This window comes from Cohnella rhizosphaerae, assembly GCF_029525575.1.
Taxonomy (GTDB): Bacteria; Bacillota; Bacilli; order Paenibacillales; family Paenibacillaceae; genus Cohnella; species Cohnella rhizosphaerae.
Genome location: NZ_JAPDIA010000008.1, coordinates 112,350 through 127,974, shown reverse-complemented (window position 1 = coordinate 127,974; position 15,625 = coordinate 112,350). Strand labels below are relative to the sequence as shown.

General features: G+C 60.0%; 11 protein-coding genes and 3 pseudogenes. 6 read left to right on the top strand and 8 right to left on the bottom strand.

All coding sequences use genetic code 11. The features are described from left to right. Positions 1–692 precede the first annotated feature (692 nt). Positions 693–1,466: pseudogene (locus tag OMP40_RS42210) on the top strand (IS110 family RNA-guided transposase); the annotation flags it as partial. A 73-nt stretch (positions 1,467–1,539) separates the two neighbouring features. After that, positions 1,540–1,833, top strand: a complete 294-nt coding sequence (locus tag OMP40_RS42205) for a hypothetical protein (RefSeq protein ID WP_420871956.1) — start codon at positions 1,540–1,542, stop codon at positions 1,831–1,833. A 1,281-nt stretch (positions 1,834–3,114) separates the two neighbouring features. Here OMP40_RS42205 and OMP40_RS23825 read toward each other — a convergent pair. The 4 genes from OMP40_RS23825 to OMP40_RS23810 form a co-directional block, all read right to left on the bottom strand. Continuing rightward, complete coding sequence (locus tag OMP40_RS23825; RefSeq protein ID WP_338131228.1) at positions 3,115–3,474, bottom strand: hypothetical protein; 360 nt, start codon at positions 3,472–3,474, stop codon at positions 3,115–3,117. An 80-nt stretch (positions 3,475–3,554) separates the two neighbouring features. After that, entirely contained in the window at positions 3,555–4,364 is an 810-nt protein-coding gene (locus OMP40_RS23820; RefSeq protein ID WP_277535150.1) for an SbcC/MukB-like Walker B domain-containing protein, read from the bottom strand. Beyond that, positions 4,361–6,649: an AAA family ATPase gene (locus OMP40_RS23815; RefSeq protein WP_277535149.1), complete on the bottom strand. Its 2,289-nt coding sequence runs from the start codon at positions 6,647–6,649 to the stop codon at positions 4,361–4,363. The genes OMP40_RS23820 and OMP40_RS23815 overlap by 4 nt, the downstream gene beginning before the upstream one ends. Continuing rightward, on the bottom strand, positions 6,606–7,811 hold the full coding sequence (locus tag OMP40_RS23810) for an exonuclease SbcCD subunit D (RefSeq protein ID WP_277535147.1): 1,206 nt from the start codon (positions 7,809–7,811) through the stop codon (positions 6,606–6,608). Before OMP40_RS23810 ends, OMP40_RS23815 begins: the two co-directional genes overlap by 44 nt. Positions 7,812–8,044: 233 nt before the next feature. Here OMP40_RS23810 and OMP40_RS23805 point away from each other — a divergent pair, with 233 nt between their 5' ends. From OMP40_RS23805 to ilvD, 3 genes and pseudogenes are all read left to right on the top strand, one after another. Beyond that, complete coding sequence (locus OMP40_RS23805; RefSeq protein WP_277535146.1) at positions 8,045–8,539, top strand: DUF2269 family protein; 495 nt, start codon at positions 8,045–8,047, stop codon at positions 8,537–8,539. Between the two features lie 184 nt (positions 8,540–8,723). Then, entirely contained in the window at positions 8,724–9,389 is a 666-nt protein-coding gene (locus tag OMP40_RS23800; protein ID WP_277535144.1) for a 3'-5' exonuclease, read from the top strand. 208 nt (positions 9,390–9,597) lie between these two features. Beyond that, a pseudogene (ilvD, locus tag OMP40_RS23795) lies at positions 9,598–11,269 on the top strand (dihydroxy-acid dehydratase). A 169-nt stretch (positions 11,270–11,438) separates the two neighbouring features. Here ilvD and OMP40_RS23790 read toward each other — a convergent pair. Together OMP40_RS23790 and OMP40_RS23785 are read right to left on the bottom strand one after the other, a co-directional pair. Then, the gene (locus tag OMP40_RS23790; protein ID WP_277528396.1) at positions 11,439–11,690 is read right to left on the bottom strand and encodes a hypothetical protein; all 252 of its coding nucleotides are present in this window, start codon (positions 11,688–11,690) and stop codon (positions 11,439–11,441) included. A gap of 35 nt (positions 11,691–11,725) precedes the next feature. Next, entirely contained in the window at positions 11,726–12,679 is a 954-nt protein-coding gene (locus OMP40_RS23785) for an IS110 family RNA-guided transposase (protein ID WP_277528394.1), read from the bottom strand. Positions 12,680–13,074: 395 nt separating this feature from the next. Between OMP40_RS23785 and OMP40_RS23780 the strand changes: the two genes are divergently transcribed. Then, positions 13,075–13,767 carry a G1 family glutamic endopeptidase gene (locus tag OMP40_RS23780; RefSeq protein ID WP_277535142.1) on the top strand — a complete coding sequence of 231 codons (693 nt, stop codon included), beginning with the start codon at positions 13,075–13,077 and terminating at the stop codon, positions 13,765–13,767. A gap of 195 nt (positions 13,768–13,962) precedes the next feature. On the opposite strand, the gene OMP40_RS42200 is transcribed toward OMP40_RS23780, so the two are convergent. Together OMP40_RS42200 and OMP40_RS42195 are read right to left on the bottom strand one after the other, a co-directional pair. Continuing rightward, positions 13,963–14,364 carry a YkoP family protein gene (locus OMP40_RS42200; protein ID WP_420872075.1) on the bottom strand — a complete coding sequence of 134 codons (402 nt, stop codon included), beginning with the start codon at positions 14,362–14,364 and terminating at the stop codon, positions 13,963–13,965. Between the two features lie 34 nt (positions 14,365–14,398). After that, positions 14,399–15,388 (bottom strand): annotated as a pseudogene (locus OMP40_RS42195) (polysaccharide deacetylase family protein); the annotation flags it as partial. Positions 15,389–15,625: the final 237 nt, after the last annotated feature.

The following is a 15,625-nucleotide window of genomic DNA, read 5'->3' as shown; positions in this document are numbered from 1 at the left end:
CAAATCCGCTCGGGCCAGGCTCCGCTGCGTCTCGGAAGTCCCATGTAGGAACAAATCCGCTCGGGCCGGGCATCGCTGCATCTCGGAAGTCCCATGTAGGAACAAATGATCTCGCTCCGGGCGTCGCTGCGTCTGGGAAGTCCCATGTAGGAACAAATCCGCTCGGGCCGGGCGTCGCTGCGTCTCAGAAGTCCCATGTAGGAACAAATCCGCTCGGGCCAAGCGTCCCTGCGTCTCGGAAGTCCCATGTAGGAACAAATGCGCTCGGGCCAAGCGCTGCGTCTGTGGAAGTCCCATGTAGGAACAAATGATCTCGCTCCGGGCATCGCTGCTTCTCGGTAGTCCTAAATATTGTAATAAAAGATTGAAGTCTGAGCTTCACCCCGAAAGTTATCCATTCTGATATGTTTAGAAAAGCCCACTGCAGCCTTTGTTTCTGCAATGACGCGCAGCGGATGGACTGAGGAGCCTTTATTTTTGTTCCGATCGCGCTTTGCGGCCCGCTCGCGGACCCAGGATCCTCTATTGCGGTGTTGGAGACGTTTTTTAGCCTGGATCTGGGCGAATAGTTATCATGAACGAAACCGACACCCTGTTTGCTTATCTCGGAGGTTACATTTGGGAAAAATGGCGTTTACAGAAACAACCCATTTACCAAATACAGAGCTCAAAGCAAAAGGAGTCGGTTTAGTATGAGTATGGCCATCAAGTACGTAGGTTTAGACGTATCCAAATCCAAAATCGCGGTTGCCTTTGCGGATGAGGGACGAGGAGAAGCACGGTACTTTGGCGTCATCGAGCATAGCAAGGAAGCGGTATTGAAACTCCTGCAAAGGCTGCGTCGTCCGGGTGAGAAAGAGGAGGTGACTTTAAGGGTCTGTTACGAGGCAGGTCCCACCGGCTATGTGCTCTATCGTTGGCTATTGACGGCAGGCATCGCTTGCAGCGTGGTCGCGCCCTCGCTCATTCCCAAGCGTGCCGGCGACCGGGTCAAAACAGACAAACGGGATGCCATTCGACTCGCACAGCTGTATCGCGCAGGAGAACTGACGCCGGTATACGTGCCCACGCCAGCAGACGAAAGCTTGCGGGATCTCGTTCGCGCACGCGAGGATGCGGTCGAGGATTTGAATCGTTTTAAGCAACGACTGGGCAAGTTTCTGCTTCGCCACCAGCTTCAGGACGCCAAAGGCGCCAAACCCGGAACTTTCGCGTACGAGGAATGGCTGGATACGCTGCGTATTCCCGAGGACAGCTGCAAACAAATGACCTTTCAGGAGTACCGCCAATCGATTTGGGAAACGAAGGAGCGAATCAAGCGATACGAAAAGCAAATTGAAGAACAAGCCGCTTTAAGCGAGCAGGCGCCGGTCGTTCAAGCGCTGCAAGCCTTGCGAGGCGTAGCAGCCGTCACAGCCGTTACGCTTTCATCCGAGATGATGAGCAGCGACCGCTTTCACTCCGCCTCTTCGTTTATGAGTTACTGCGGACTGGTCAGCAGCGAATACTCCTCGGGAAGCAAGCCGCTGGCAAGGCCGTATAACGAAAGCCGGGAATGCGCATCTGCGTCGGGTACTGGTGGAAGCCGCGAAAAGTTACCGACACGCGCCCGCGATTCGCAGAAGAATGCGCGACCGTATCGAGGGGCTGCCACCGGAGGTTCAGTCGATTGCCTGGAGCGCGCAGCATCGATTACACAAGAAGTATTGGAGTCTGGCGCGAAGAGGAAAGCACAAGGGTTGCATCGCGGTCGCGATTGCCAGAGAACTGGCGGGGTTTGTATGGGCGATTGCTAAGGAGATCGAGAAGCTTCGTTTGCAAGCAGCGGTGTAAAACAACGGGTCCGAACAAAGGAGGCGATTGAGGGGAAGCGATTCTTTTTTTACCTCAGAGGCAAAATCAGGCAAGGTGGAGAGAAAACCGCGTGAGCCGCTTGAGCAAGCGAATGCTTATGCTCGTCAATAGTTAGCGGGCAAGCTCTCCAGACGTATGAATAACATGTGTGAATCCACGAATATCAGATTGCCGACCAGCGAATTGCTTTTGCCTCTGAGCTAAAGAAGAATTGCCCCCTTCCGTCCCCTAAAGGGGAAACGCAGGGAGCGACGCCCCCTGCACCCCGTTACTCGCCGTAGGGGCACCTCCGGGCATTTCCATGCCGGAGATCCAGAAAAGTATGGGAAATGATGCGACCGCCTGTAAAGAAAATCGCTTGACAGGCTTCTATTCGCTATTGTCAAAAACACGGGTGCAAACAGAGACGCTTGACAGTTTCGTTCATATCAACGGCTCTCCAGTCCGTAATGATCGCAACTGCACCGTTTTTTACGAAATAGCGTCATCTGAGTCCATCTGAGTCCGGTATCTTCGCTCGGCTTGCCTTCGGTCACTCCCGCTGTTCTCATTTACTTCTCAAGCTTACCTTGCCGCCTAATACCACATCATCGTCAGCTTAGCGGGAGCGATGGGACACCCCCCCCTCCTGTTCGCAATCTGCCTGCGCGAGGGATAACATGCGAATGCCCGCAAAGGATGGGCACGCATTTCCGCCTCGGCTCGTCCAATCGGCTGAAAACCTTCCGTTATCCAGCGTTATCGTCTATCCCGCCTCGCGACGATGCGAGAGGGGGGCGTAAGGCGCTGTACAGCTTTACCTGTGGGGACTGCGGCTTATTCCTGGTCAAGAGGCGTTACTGTCGGGACTGCAGCTTATTCCTGGTCAAGAGGGCGTTACTGTCGGGACTGCAGCTTATTCCGGGCCAAGAGGCGTTATTGTCGGGACTGCGGCTTATTCCTGGTCAAGAGGCGTTACTGTCGGGACTGTGGCTTATTCCGGGCCAAGAGGCGTTACTGTGGGACTGTGGCTTATTCCGGGCCAAGAGGCGTTACTGTGGGACTGTGGCTTATTCCGGGCCAAGAGGCGTTACTGTGGGACTGTGGCTTATTCAGGGCCAAGAGGCGTTACTGTGGGACTGTGGCTTATTCAGGGCCGAAGAGGCGCTGAAGGCGTTACCTGTCGATAATATTCTTTCTATCCTATCGATAAAGGCGCCGGTCGTCGCGACCGGCGCCTTCGAAGTTGGGGGGAGATGTCGGGCGACGGGGGTCCCTCTTCTACTCCCGCTCCACGTTAACAAGCGCGATTTTCTTTAACGAATACGTTCCGAACAGCTGCTCTTCCTTGAGAACGTTCAACTTCACGAGACCCGCGAGCTTCGACGCATCCGCGCGCGAGACGAGCCGCCACAGCTCGTCGTCCGGGAGCGCTGCCTTCAGCTTTTCGTCGTCGTACTCCCTTCGCTCCTGCTGCACGATTTTCACGCTGTACCCGCCGACGTCCGCCTGCGACAACCCTTCGATCTCGCAATAGGTCAGGATTTGCCCGCGCAGCTCCGACAGTTCCTTTTCGATTTCCTTCTGTTTGCTTTTCAAATCGTAAAACCGCTTGACCGCAGCCTTGTCCAAACGTCCCACACCTCTCGTCTTTTTGGTTCATGTATATGACGGGAGGCGCGGGGATAGACAGAAGTTTCCCGGCATCGACGAAAGAAGGATCAACCGATGCGAAACTTCGTATAGCTGCAGCCGTCGGCCGACTTTTTCACCTCGAGCACGGCCGGTATCGCTTGCTTGAGCTCCTGCACGTGGGAGATGATGCCGATCATGCGGCCGGTCTGCTGAAGCTGCACGAGGGTGTCGACCGCCTTGCTCAGCGATTCCTCGTCCAGCGAGCCGAAGCCTTCGTCGATGAACATCGTCTCGAGCGAGACGCCGCCCTCGTAGGCCTGGATGACGTCGGCCATACCGAGCGCAAGACAGAGCGATGCGTTGAATTTTTCGCCCCCGGAGAGCGTCTTCACGTCGCGCAGCTGCCCGGTGTAGTTGTCGAAGACGTCGAGACCCAGGCCGCTCTGCTTGCCGTGCTTTTCCCTGCGGTCGCTGCGCACGAGATAGAACTGTCCGCCGGATATCGTCCGCAACCGCAGGTTGGCGGCAGATAAGATGCGGTCGAGAAATTCGACGAGCAGGTAGCGCTCGAATGAAATCTTATGCCGGTTGTCGCCGCGCACGACGTCGTACAGGTCTTTGACGAGCTGAAAATCCCGCTCGGCCTTCCGCCACTGCTCTTCCGCTTCAAGCAATTTGGCGCGGCCCTCCGCGCCTTTCTCCAAATGCGCCTGCGCCTCGCGCAGGGAAGCCCGCGTCTCCTCCGCCTGCCGCTCCATCCGCTCCGCTTCCTCGGCGATCGCGGCCAGATCGGCGCGTTCCTTTCCTTGCAGCTGAGCGCCTAAATCCTCGAGCTGCCGCGCGACCGCGGCGAGCGCTGCCGCAAATCGCTCGATCTCCGCCTTCATGTCCGTCATGTCCCGCTCCGGCAGCTTGGCCGCGCGATAGTCGGCCTCCGAGGCGAAGCCTGCCCGGGCGAGCTCCGCGACGAAGTCGCGCTGCGCCTCCGCTTCACGGGCATTCGCGTCGGCCAGCTGCCGCTGCGCGCCGTCCAGATGGGCCGCGGCCGCCGCATGGCGCTCACCTGACTGCCGCAGCTCCTCCTGCGCCAGACGCCAGGCCGCGTCAAGGCGCTCCTTTTCCTGCTCCGCCTCGCGCAGCATCCGCTGCAGCGCCTCAAGCGTCCGATGACCCTCCGGCAGGCCCGCCAGCGTCTGTTCAAAAACCGCTTGCGCAGCGGCGTACGCCGTCCGACGCTCCTGCGCGAAGGCGGTAAGCCGCTCCTTGTCCGACGCCGCGGCTTCCATGGCGGCCTCCGCCTCCGCCAGCTTGCTTCGAAGCGCGTCCAGCTCTGCTTGCTCCGCCTTGAGCCCGTCCACCTGGACCCGCATCCGCTTGCCGCTCTCGACGAGCTCGGCGTATGCCCGCTCGGCCTGGACCGGGTTGCGCCCGCCCCGTTCGATCTCGCCGGCCTTGTCCCGCAGCTGCGCTTCCGTGTGCTCGCGCTTCGCCTTGGCCGCCAAGTAGCGCGTCTCCCGCTCCCCCCCTTGTCCGCGCGCAAACGGTCGAGCGCTTCCCTGGTCGGCATGTCCGCCGGCGGCTCCGCCGGACGGGGATGCGCCTCGCTGCCGCATACGGGGCACGGCTTGCCGTCGTGCAGATGCGCGGCCAGCTGCCCGGCCTGGCCCTCCAGCCATCCCGCTTCAAGCGCCAGATAGCGCTTGGCGGCTTCCTCGTGCGCGAGGCGCAGCCCCGCTTCCTCCTCCGCCTGCGCGGCGGCCGCGCGAGCGAGCAGCACGTACTCGCGCAGCAGCGTCGCCTCTTGCAGCATCCGCTCGAAGCGTTCGGCGAGCTCCGGCAGCCCGCGCACCGTCTCCTCGGCCTGCCGCGCGCGCTCGGTCAACGCCTTGCGCGTCTCCCGCCTGGCCGCCGCCGCCGCCTCGGCCGTCTGCTGCTCCCGCAGCGACGCCGAGGCTTCGCGCTCCAGCCGGCCGAGCGCCGCGCGTCGCTCTTCCAGCTCGCGTACGGCCGGCAGATCGCGCGACAGACGCTCGAGCTCGCGCACGAGCGCCTCTCTCCGCTCGCCGCGTCCTTCCTCCCGCGCATGGCGCTCCCGCGCGGCGGCAAGCTCGGCAGCGGCGCGGCCGGCAGCCGCTTCGGCCGTCTGCCGAAGCTCCGCCGCAGCCTTCGCCTGCGCCCGGGCGCTTTCGCGCATCCGCTCCCGAACCTCGAGCGGCAGCGTCTTTTCGGCCAGGGCAAGCCGCCGCTTTTTCGCCTCGATCTCCGGGATTCGCGATTCGAGACCCTCTTTTTCCGACGTCTTGCGATCGAACTCGCCGTACAGCTCGTTCACGCGCGCGGCCGCATGGTAGCGGTCGACGAGCGCTTTATGCCGCCGGCTGTCTTCTTCGAGGCGGGCCTGTCGAACCGCCTTTTCGCCTTCGTAGTGCGCCATCTCCTCGTCCAGCGCCTCGATTACCTGGTGCACGTTGAAGTGTTCCTGCCCGAGCACGCGCGCCAGCGCCGAATTTTCCCGCTGCGCCAGGACAAGCTTGAGGTTCGCCGCCTGCATGTCGAGATCGCGCCTCGATAGCTCCCATTCGGACTGGGACGCTTTGCGCTTCTCGTTCAAATGCTCGGCGACGAATTTGAACAGATGCGTGCGGAAAATACGCCGCATGATTTCCTCTTTGTTCTCGGTATCCGAAGTGAGCAGCTTGCGGAATTCGCCCTGCGGCAGCATGACGATCTGGCCGAATTGCTCCTTGGTCAGCCCGAGCAGCGTCTGCATCCGTTCGTTGATCTGCCGGACGGCATGCCGGTCGACCATCATCGTCTCCTCGCCGCCGGTCGTCTCGACGAACTCGTATTTTTCGCCCGTTGCGCTTTTGTTGCCCGTCTTGACGTGCGGCAGCTGACGCAGGATGCGATACGTCCGGCGCTTTAGCTCGAACTCGAACGCGACGGACGTGTACAGATCGTCCGAGGCGAATTGGCTGCGCAGCATGCGGACGTCGCTGCGGTCCTCGCCGCTCGCCTCGCCGTACAGCGCGAAGCAGATCGCGTCGAAGATCGACGTCTTGCCCGCGCCCGTATTGCCCGACACGAGGAAAAGACGGTTGCCCGACAGCTCCGCGAAGTCGATGACCTCCTTGTCCTTATACGGCCCGAACGCCGTCATCGTCAGCCGTACCGGCATCATGACGTTCAACCTCCTCGTTTTCGATATCCTTGAGCGCCGCAAGGAACAGGCTTTCCGTTTCCGCCGACGCCTCCGCGCCTTTTGCCTCCAGATAGAACGCGCGGAAAAGCGTCAGCATGTCCATGCCGGCTTTGGCGCCGGCCGAAGTCCCGTTCTCCGCGGCGGCCGCGACCTGCTGCATCGCCAGCTCCCGCTCCACGTGCATCGCGTTCGGATAGACCGACCTGACGCGCTCCATCGGAGACAGCACCGGCTGCTCGTCCAGCAGCCTGACGTATATGTAATCGTCGCTCGGCGCCTGCCGCTCGATCTCCTCGATATAGCCCCTCACGGTTCGCATGTCGCGCTTCGGAACAAGCAGTCGCTTTTCGACCGCGGCATTGCCTTCTCCGTCCAGCTCCACGATCAGGTAGCCCTTCTGGTGGCGCTCCTCGGAGATCGAGTACTTCAGCGGCGAGCCCGCGTAGCGGACCGTCTCCGAGCCGACGAAGTGCGCCTGGTGCAAATGGCCGAGCGCCGTATAGTGGAAGCCGCGGAAATGCGCCGCGCTCACGTGCTCCGTGCCGCCGATCGAGAGCGGACGCTCGGAATCGCTCGTATTCGGCTCCGCTTCTCCGCGCGGCGTCACGAAGGCATGCCCGACGAGCACGTGCCGCGCCGCGGAATCTATGGAACCGCGGATGCGTTCCGCGATCGCGGCCATCGCGCCGTCGTAGGAGCGGATCGTCTCGTCGCGCAGCGCGAGGCGCACCGCTGCCGGGTCCGCGAACGGCACGAGGTGAAAATGCACCGGTCCGTGCGCGTCGCGAAGCGCGACAGGGGCCGCCCCCGGATCGAACTCTCCCGCGATATGGAGACCCGCCGCCTTCATAAGGCCGCTCCCGAAGTTCAGCCGGCTCGGACTGTCGTGATTGCCAGCGATGGCGATCACCGGCGTCTTGAGCTCCAGCACGATGCGCTGCAGCGTCCGATCCAGCAAGCTCACGGCGTCCGTCGGCGGCACCGCCCTGTCGTACAGATCGCCCGCGATCACGACGGCGTCGGGCCGTTCGGTCTCGATATCGCGCAAGAACCGCTCGAGCATGTATTGCTGGTCCTCGGTCATGTATACGTTCTGGATCAATTTCCCGAGATGCCAATCCGCCGTATGGAAAAATTTCAAAGCGAAACACCTTCTTGTCATTCTTTTTGTACATTATACAACACCTTCGGCGCGCGAAGCGTCGCGGGAAGGATTTCGAAATCGTGACGGTGGCGTCCCGGTGCCGCCGATCCGGCCATGACTCGTCATAGGTGATTGTCATTAAAAATCGTGACAGCTTGGCGAAAAATACCGTGTTAGCATGGGATTATTCCGGAATTATTCCATTGGAACGAGAGGAGAACGAATAAACAATGTCTTTGACCGGTTACGCTTATTTAGAGGAAAATTGGCTCGGCATCCTGGTCGCGATTCACGTGATCTCCGCGGTCGTCGGCATCGGACCGACCTACTTCGGCCATGTCCTGCTGCGCAAGGGCCAGACGCTTGGGCAGCTGCGCGATTCGCTCAGGCTGTCCGCCAAACTCGAGATGTTTCCCAAAATTCTCGGCTCGCTCGCCGTCCTGTCCGGCCTGCTGCTCGTCTGGCTCGGCGACTACGGCTGGGACCAGTTGTGGATCGTCGCCGCCATCGTCGATTACGTGCTCATTCAGATCGTCGTCGTCGCCTTCATGTCCCGGGCGGCGGCCGACGTGGCGGCCAGGGCGCAGGCCGATTCGGGCCCGGCCGACAGGCAAGCCTCCGCGGAGCTCCAGGCCGGCGTCGCCAAAGTCAACGCGTTCAACTATGCGGCAACCGTCCTCGGCATCGTTCTTTTTCTGCTCATGTTTTTCAAACCCACGCTTTAATCGGCGTATTTTCCGTCCGGACACGATGCCGGCGATCGTCCCTTTCCCGGGGCGGCCGCCGGCATTTTGCCGTTAACACCATGACAAATAATTGACGGAGGTCTATAATACGTAAAGCCGGACCAATAATTACGCGAAGTTCCGCGAGGCAAGCCCGCGCGCGGACGGCCCGAGGTGTGATTCTTTGACTTACATTGTGTATGACCTGGAGATGACCGTTCGCCGGAAAAAGGGACAGATTGCCGAGATCATCGAGATCGGCGCGGCCAAGATCGGCCTCGTCGACGGCGTTCCCGGCATTCTCGATACGTTTCAAGCGTTCGTCCGGCCGACCGTCGTGCCGACGCTTTCCACCGATACGACCGCCTTCACGGGCATCACCCAGGACGACGTCGACGCCGCGAGCCGGCTTCCCGAAGCGCTGTCCGCCTTCGTCTCCTGGATCGGTTCCGACGAGTATTATTTGTGCGCCTGGGGGCCGGACGATCTGCGCCAGCTGCTGCAGGAATGCCGCCAGATGCAGATCGATACGAAGTGGATGATCAACCACAACAACCTGCAAAAAATGCTGTCGAAGGTGTTCAAGCTGGAGAAGCACCAGCAAATGGGACTTAAGGCCGCGCTCGAAATGCTCGAGATTCCGTTCTCCGGCTCCCATCACCGCGCGCTCGACGACGCGCTCAATACGGCGCAGGTGCTCGTAAAGCTTTACGACCGCTTGTCCTTCCGGCGCAACAAGCCGGCCGAGGAGCCGCAGACCGAGTCCGAAGTCGTCTACAAAACGGGCCACTTCGAGAACTTGCCGTTCGCGGCGCTGTCGGGCCTGTTCCCGCCCGATTCCGACCAATGACGCGCCGTCGCCGACGCCCGCCCTCTGCCTCCCGGCAGGGGGCGTTCGCGCAGCGTCGGTCCGCGCGTCGTCAGGGTGCGATCGCCTTGGCGGCACAGTAGCCGTTTGACGTCATCATGTGATAAAATTGTTTCTATTCGCACTTGTCCTACCCAAGTCCTAGCACGGCATTCATAAGAAACGGGGGATTATCACCATGGCTTCCAAAATGCGCTCCGATATGATCAAAAAAAGGCTTCGACCGCGCGCCGCACCGCAGCTTGCTGCGCGCGGCCGGCGTCAAGGAAGAAGACTTCGGCAAACCGTTCATCGCCGTCTGCAACTCTTACCTCGACATCGTTCCGGGTCACGTTCACCTGCAGGAGTTCGGCAAAATCGTCAAAGAAGCGATCCGCGAAGCCGGCGGCGTCCCGTTCGAGTTCAATACGATCGGCGTCGACGACGGCATCGCGATGGGTCACATCGGCATGCGCTATTCCCTCGCGAGCCGCGAGATCATCGCCGACTCCGTCGAGACGATGGTCAACGCCCACTGGTTCGACGGCATGGTCTGCATCCCGAACTGCGACAAGATCACGCCCGGGATGATGATGGCAGCGCTGCGCGTCAACATCCCGACGCTGTTCGTCAGCGGCGGCCCGATGAAGGCCGGTCGCACGAAGGACGGCCGCGCCATCTCCCTCACCTCCGTCTTTGAAGGCGTAGGCGCCTACATGACGGGCAAGATCGACGAGCAGAGCCTGACCGAGCTCGAGCAGTTCGGCTGTCCGACCTGCGGCTCGTGCTCCGGCATGTTCACGGCGAACTCCATGAACTGTCTCGCCGAAGTGCTCGGTCTCGCGCTGCCGGGCAACGGCACGATCCTGGCCGTCGCGCCCGAGCGCCGCGACTTCGTCCGGAAGTCCGCCGCTCAGCTGATGGAGCTCATCAAGAAGGACATCAAGCCGCGCGACATCGTCACGCTCGATTCGATCGACAACGCGTTCGCGCTCGACATGGCGATGGGCGGCTCGACCAACACCGTGCTGCACACGCTCGCGCTGGCGCACGAAGCCGGCATCGAGTACCCGATCGAGCGCATTAACGAAGTGGCCAAGCGCACGCCGTATTTGTCCAAGCTGGCGCCGGCTTCCGATCACCACATCGAAGACCTGCACAACGCGGGCGGCGTGAGCGCCATCATCAACGAGCTGTTCAAAAAGGAAGGCACGCTGAAGGGCGACGTCATGACGGTGTCGGCCAAGACGCTCCGCGAGAACGTAGAAGGCGCCGAGATCACCGACCACGCCGTTATTCGTCCGATCGACGACCCGCATACGAAGGAAGGCGGCTTGTCCGTCATGTTCGGCAACCTCGCGCCTGGCGGTTCGATCATCAAGGTCGGCGCGGTGGACAAATCGGTCGGCGGCTATCACCGCGGCCCCGCCATCTGCTTCGATTCGCAGGACGACGTGCTCCGCGGCCTGGCCGAAGGCAAGGTCAAGGAAGGCCACGTCGTCGTCATCCGCTACGAGGGCCCGAAGGGCGGCCCTGGCATGCCCGAGATGCTCGCGCCGACGTCGCAGATCGTCGGCATGGGCCTTGGCACGAAGGTCGGCCTGATCACCGACGGCCGGTTCTCAGGCGCTTCCCGCGGCATCGCGATCGGCCATATCTCGCCGGAAGCGGCCGAAGGCGGCCCGATCGCGTTCGTCGAGGACGGCGACATGATCGAGCTGGACATGAACAACCGCACGATCACCCTCGAAGTCAGCGACGAGGAGCTGGATCGCCGCCGCGCGAACTGGCAGGGCTTCGAACCGAAGATCAAGCGCGGCTACCTGGCCCGTTACTCCGCGATGGTTACCAACGCCAGCCGCGGCGGCGTGATGAAGATGTAACGATCGATATCCGCGATTCCGATCATACGGGATTCGCCCCAAGAAGCGGGAGCCGTCGGCTCCCGCTTCTTTTTTATGAATATCGCCATGCACGTACTGCCTTCGACGCGCATGCAAAAATAGAACTGCCGATTTGGAAGTTCTTAGGGGGTTGTAGAGTCAGCATTCATTAAGCCAATTTGGTGACGGAAAAGCCGCTTTCTTCAAGCTGTTTAATCATTTGAGACTGCTTGCGAAGCTGACGTTCAGCGCGATGCCGATCCAGGTAATCGGGTCCCAACTCTTGATACGGACGGCGATGAAGCAGGAGGTGATAGACGATTCGAAGCAAAGTATGGCCCAGCGCAACCAACGCTTTCTTCTTGCCCAGTCGTTTTACCCACGACCAATAACGGGCAGAAAGCCTTGTATTTCGTGTCATCGAGGCCGCCCAAGCACATTCGCAAAGGATCGCTTTTAGTTGACTGTTTCCGGACCTTGCCCGCTGCCGTTTTTTTTACCCGCACTCTCGTGATTGCCCGGGCTCATACCTGCCCAAGCTGCCAGACTGTGGTCGCTTTTGAATTGACTCATGTCCGTTCCGATTTCGGCCAAGATCACGGCCGCCGCGTTTTCGTTGATTCCCGGTACGGTCAGCAGCAGGTTGAAGCTCTCCTCTTTGTCTTTGGTGTAGTTGCGAATATGCGTTTCCATCTGAGCGATGGAGGACTCGATGTATTGCAAATGCTCCCAGGACATACGGATCATGCTGCGATGGTGAGCGCGAAGGCGGCTGTTAAGCGATTGAAGCAGCTTGGGAGATTTATGCCTTAGCGCACCCTTCATGTGCGTCTCCAGAAAATCCATCGTGATGACCTCGTGATCCACAATCTTCTGGAGCAACAGGCGGCCGGAAACGCCGAAGATGTCGGACATGTGCGAGGTCAGCTTCACATTGGCATCCTGCAGCAGCTTGTGAATGCGGTTTTTCTCCGCTGTCGCTTCCTGGACCAACTTCTTGCGGTATCGTGTCAGATCACGCAATTCGCGAATATCGACCGGGGGGACGAAGCTGTTCTCGATCAAACCGCAGCGAAGCAGCTTGGCAATCCATTCAGCATCCTTGATGTCGGTCTTACGGCCGGGTAGATTCTTGATATGATGTGCATTGGCAAGCAGCAGATCGAAATCGAAGGATTCCAGCACGTTCCAAACGGGCTTCCAGTACACGCCGGTACTTTCCATGGCGACCTGACTACAACCTTGTTCCGACAGCCACTCGCCAAGGGCCAGCAGTTCGTCGGTCATCGTGCCAAACGTGCGAATTTCGCACTTGGGCTTTTGGTCAAGCGGACCGGACAGCACACAAGCGACGACGGATTCCTGGTGCACGTCCAGTCCAGCACAACGCTCTAGAATGGCTTCAAGCATACCCATGCGCTCCTTTCCATCATGAAAACCAGGAAGACAACCTGAAACGTGAAAATTTTTTATCCGGACTCGCAGTCCAATAGCCTGTGCTTCGAAGGTTGTCCATTCAGTTTTGTGTTCGGGGTAAGATCCACCGCAAAAAACCACGAACTTGACCTGGTCAACTTCAGTATCTTAGAAATCACTAAAAAAGGCTACGATGAGATATTCATCATAGCCTGTGACCCGGCAGGATCATGAATGTTTTGTCGCTCTTAATATTGGTCTGCCTGACCCATTGCATGTTCCTCTCTCCTTAACGTTCCCTCCGTCATCGCCTGAATTTGAGCATCACCCATACGTTCCCGACTTCCGCCGCATCTTCTATAGCATCACAGTGAAGGTGGTGGCGGCATATGCCCAAGATCAGTCGAAATATCCGATTGCAGCGTCCCTGCAAGTTCGTCCGTTCCGACAAGGCGCAAGGTTCGGCTGTCGGCTGGACGTCCAGCAACTGGAGCGGTTATGCGCAGTCCGGCCGCAAAGGCGCATACAACCGAGTATCCGCGAATTGGACGGTCCCTTCTGTAATCCCCTCCGCGCAGCCGGTTTACTCATCGGCTTGGGTCGGCATCGACGGCTACAACAACACCAGCCTGATCCAGACCGGCACGGCGCACGATTTTGCGAACGGCGTCGCGAACTATTACGCCTGGTGGGAGATTTTGCCCGCCGCGGAGACGGTCATTCCGTACGCTGTTCATCCGGGAGACCGGATGCGCGCCGTCATTGCGAAGTTAAATCACGGCAAGTGGTCGATCTCGCTGCGCAACTTGACGCGGGGCTGGCGGTTCCGTACCGTCCAAGCCTATAAAGGACCGCAGACATCGGCGGAATGGATCGTCGAAGCCCCGCAGGTCGGAGGATCGATCAGCACTCTCGCGCGACTGACGCCCGTCGTCTTTTCTTGCTGCCGCGTGAACGGACGCAACCCCCGGCTCAAGCTGTCTCAACGCGGCATTATGATTCAGAATGGCAAAAAGGTATCCATTCCTACGCGTCCGAACCGGGCAGGCGATGCGTTTCTCGTTAAAGGCAGGCGGTTATGAACGCAACGAAAAGCGGCTTCGTCGTCCCTTAAAGACTTCAAAGCCGCTTAAATCGGCGACGTTTCGAATACGTACGGGTAAACCTTATGGCGCCCGCGCGCGACCATCAAAAAAAACCGCAGGAAGAAGGCGATGCGCCTCCCCTGCGGTCGTTTGACGTCCATATCGACGCGATATCCGATCGACGATCCCGGATCAAGCCCGGTCGCCGGTTCGCCCTTCGCTGCCAAGCCTTGCTTCGGAATCGCTGTAGCCCGCGGCTCCCACGGCCGCCATCCCTTGCTCGATCTCGGCCTTCGAGGCCCGCGCCTTGGCGGGCGAATACGTCCCCTTCTCCCATTCCATAAGCTTGGTTCTCGGCATAAGGAGCATACGCGGCTCCATGCGCTCGCCGTGCGCCTTCACCCGCGTCCGGCCCTGCGGATGAATAATGGCCGTCAACAGGCGCAGATACCGGTTCGTGAACCAGGCAAAAACGCCTTTCTGAAGCGCAAACGTCTCGAAGCCGAGGCCTTCGGAGCCGCGGTTGATCATCGAGATGCCGTAAAGCGCCTTGATATCGCCGCCGCCGGGAAGCGAACCGACTTCCTTGGCCAACAGCGGAAGCGCTTTTTTTGACGAGCTGGATGACGCGGATGGCGATCTGCATCTCCGAACGGGAGCTCATGCCGATATCCAACATCATCTTGTTGACGAAATGCAGCTCCAGCACGCGATCGCCCTTGGCGATCCGCTCGCCGTCGTCAAGCGTGAGCGTCGGTCCGCCGTACCGGACGATCCGGTAATGGAACGACTTCCCGTCCCCGACCGGACGCAGCCGGAACAGCCAGCCGAACACGTCTTCCCACAGCATCCAAGCCGCCACGACCGCACGTTTGAACGGCCCGGGCATCGGTACGGCGGCCGATTGCGTCCGTCCCTGCGGAACGCTTCCATCGGCCGGATCCGCGCGAAGCCCTTCGCGCCGCGCGCTCGCCTCGTCCTTGTTCAGCTTGGTCTGCCGCATCATCTCGCCGATGCCGACGAAGCGAAGTCCTTCGCGCTTGCCGTCCTCTAGGATGCGGCCGACGGCGTCGATCGTATTGGCGGGCGCGTCGGGATCGGCGCCGAACGTGTCGCCGCAGTCGTGAAGCAGCAGCACCGCGCCGGGCTGAAGCTTGCGCCTGATCTTGCCGTAAAGGCGCTCCGCGCCCACCTTGAGCTTCCAATCCCCGAACAACGCGGTCCACAACACGATCTGCGGCTTGCCACGGCCGATGAAGTCGAAGACGTTCACGATGCCCCAGGGCGGCCGATAGTATCTTGGCCTCATGCCCGTAATCCGCTCCACGATATCGCCGGTCCGCACGACGTGCCGTCTGACGCTGACCGGACCCATGATCCAGTTGCTGCGGTGCACGTAGTTATGGATGCCGATATCGTGCCCCTCCTCGTACATGCGGCGCACGATATCCGGATGCTTCTCCGCATGCGCGCCGACGACAAAAAAAGTCGCATGCGCGCCATGCGCCTTTAACAAGTCGAGCAGCCGCGGGGTGTATACCGGATGAGGCCCGTCATCGAACGTCAGCGCGATCTCGCGGTCGGCGATGCCTTTGGAGAAGACGCGAAACCCGAACATCCGGCTGATGAATCCCGGCAAAAATGCGTAAAAGGTCAAAAAATAAAAGCCCCACCATAGAATGACGTCCATCCCTTTACCACCAACTTGCTTTATGTTATAAATGTTGCCGCCGTTCAACTTCTCTTATTTTAACATAGGTCGCGCGAAAATTGACGATGCGCCTTATTTTTTTGAAGACGCCGACACCCGATAATGCTGCCGCAGATTTTGAGACGCCGTAGCCTTGTCGGCGTA

Excerpts from the sequence above, each read along its gene's own strand:
- OMP40_RS23820 (WP_277535150.1), bottom strand. The coding sequence starts at position 4,364 with ATGACGGACATGAAGGCGGAGATCGAGCGATTTGCGGCAGCGCTCGCC.
- OMP40_RS23815 (WP_277535149.1), bottom strand. The coding sequence starts at position 6,649 with ATGATGCCGGTACGGCTGACGATGACGGCGTTCGGGCCGTATAAGGAC.
- OMP40_RS23805 (WP_277535146.1), top strand. The coding sequence starts at position 8,045 with ATGTCTTTGACCGGTTACGCTTATTTAGAGGAAAATTGGCTCGGCATC.
- OMP40_RS23790 (WP_277528396.1), bottom strand. The coding sequence starts at position 11,690 with ATGACACGAAATACAAGGCTTTCTGCCCGTTATTGGTCGTGGGTAAAA.
- OMP40_RS23785 (WP_277528394.1), bottom strand. The coding sequence starts at position 12,679 with ATGCTTGAAGCCATTCTAGAGCGTTGTGCTGGACTGGACGTGCACCAG.
- OMP40_RS23780 (WP_277535142.1), top strand. The coding sequence starts at position 13,075 with ATGCCCAAGATCAGTCGAAATATCCGATTGCAGCGTCCCTGCAAGTTC.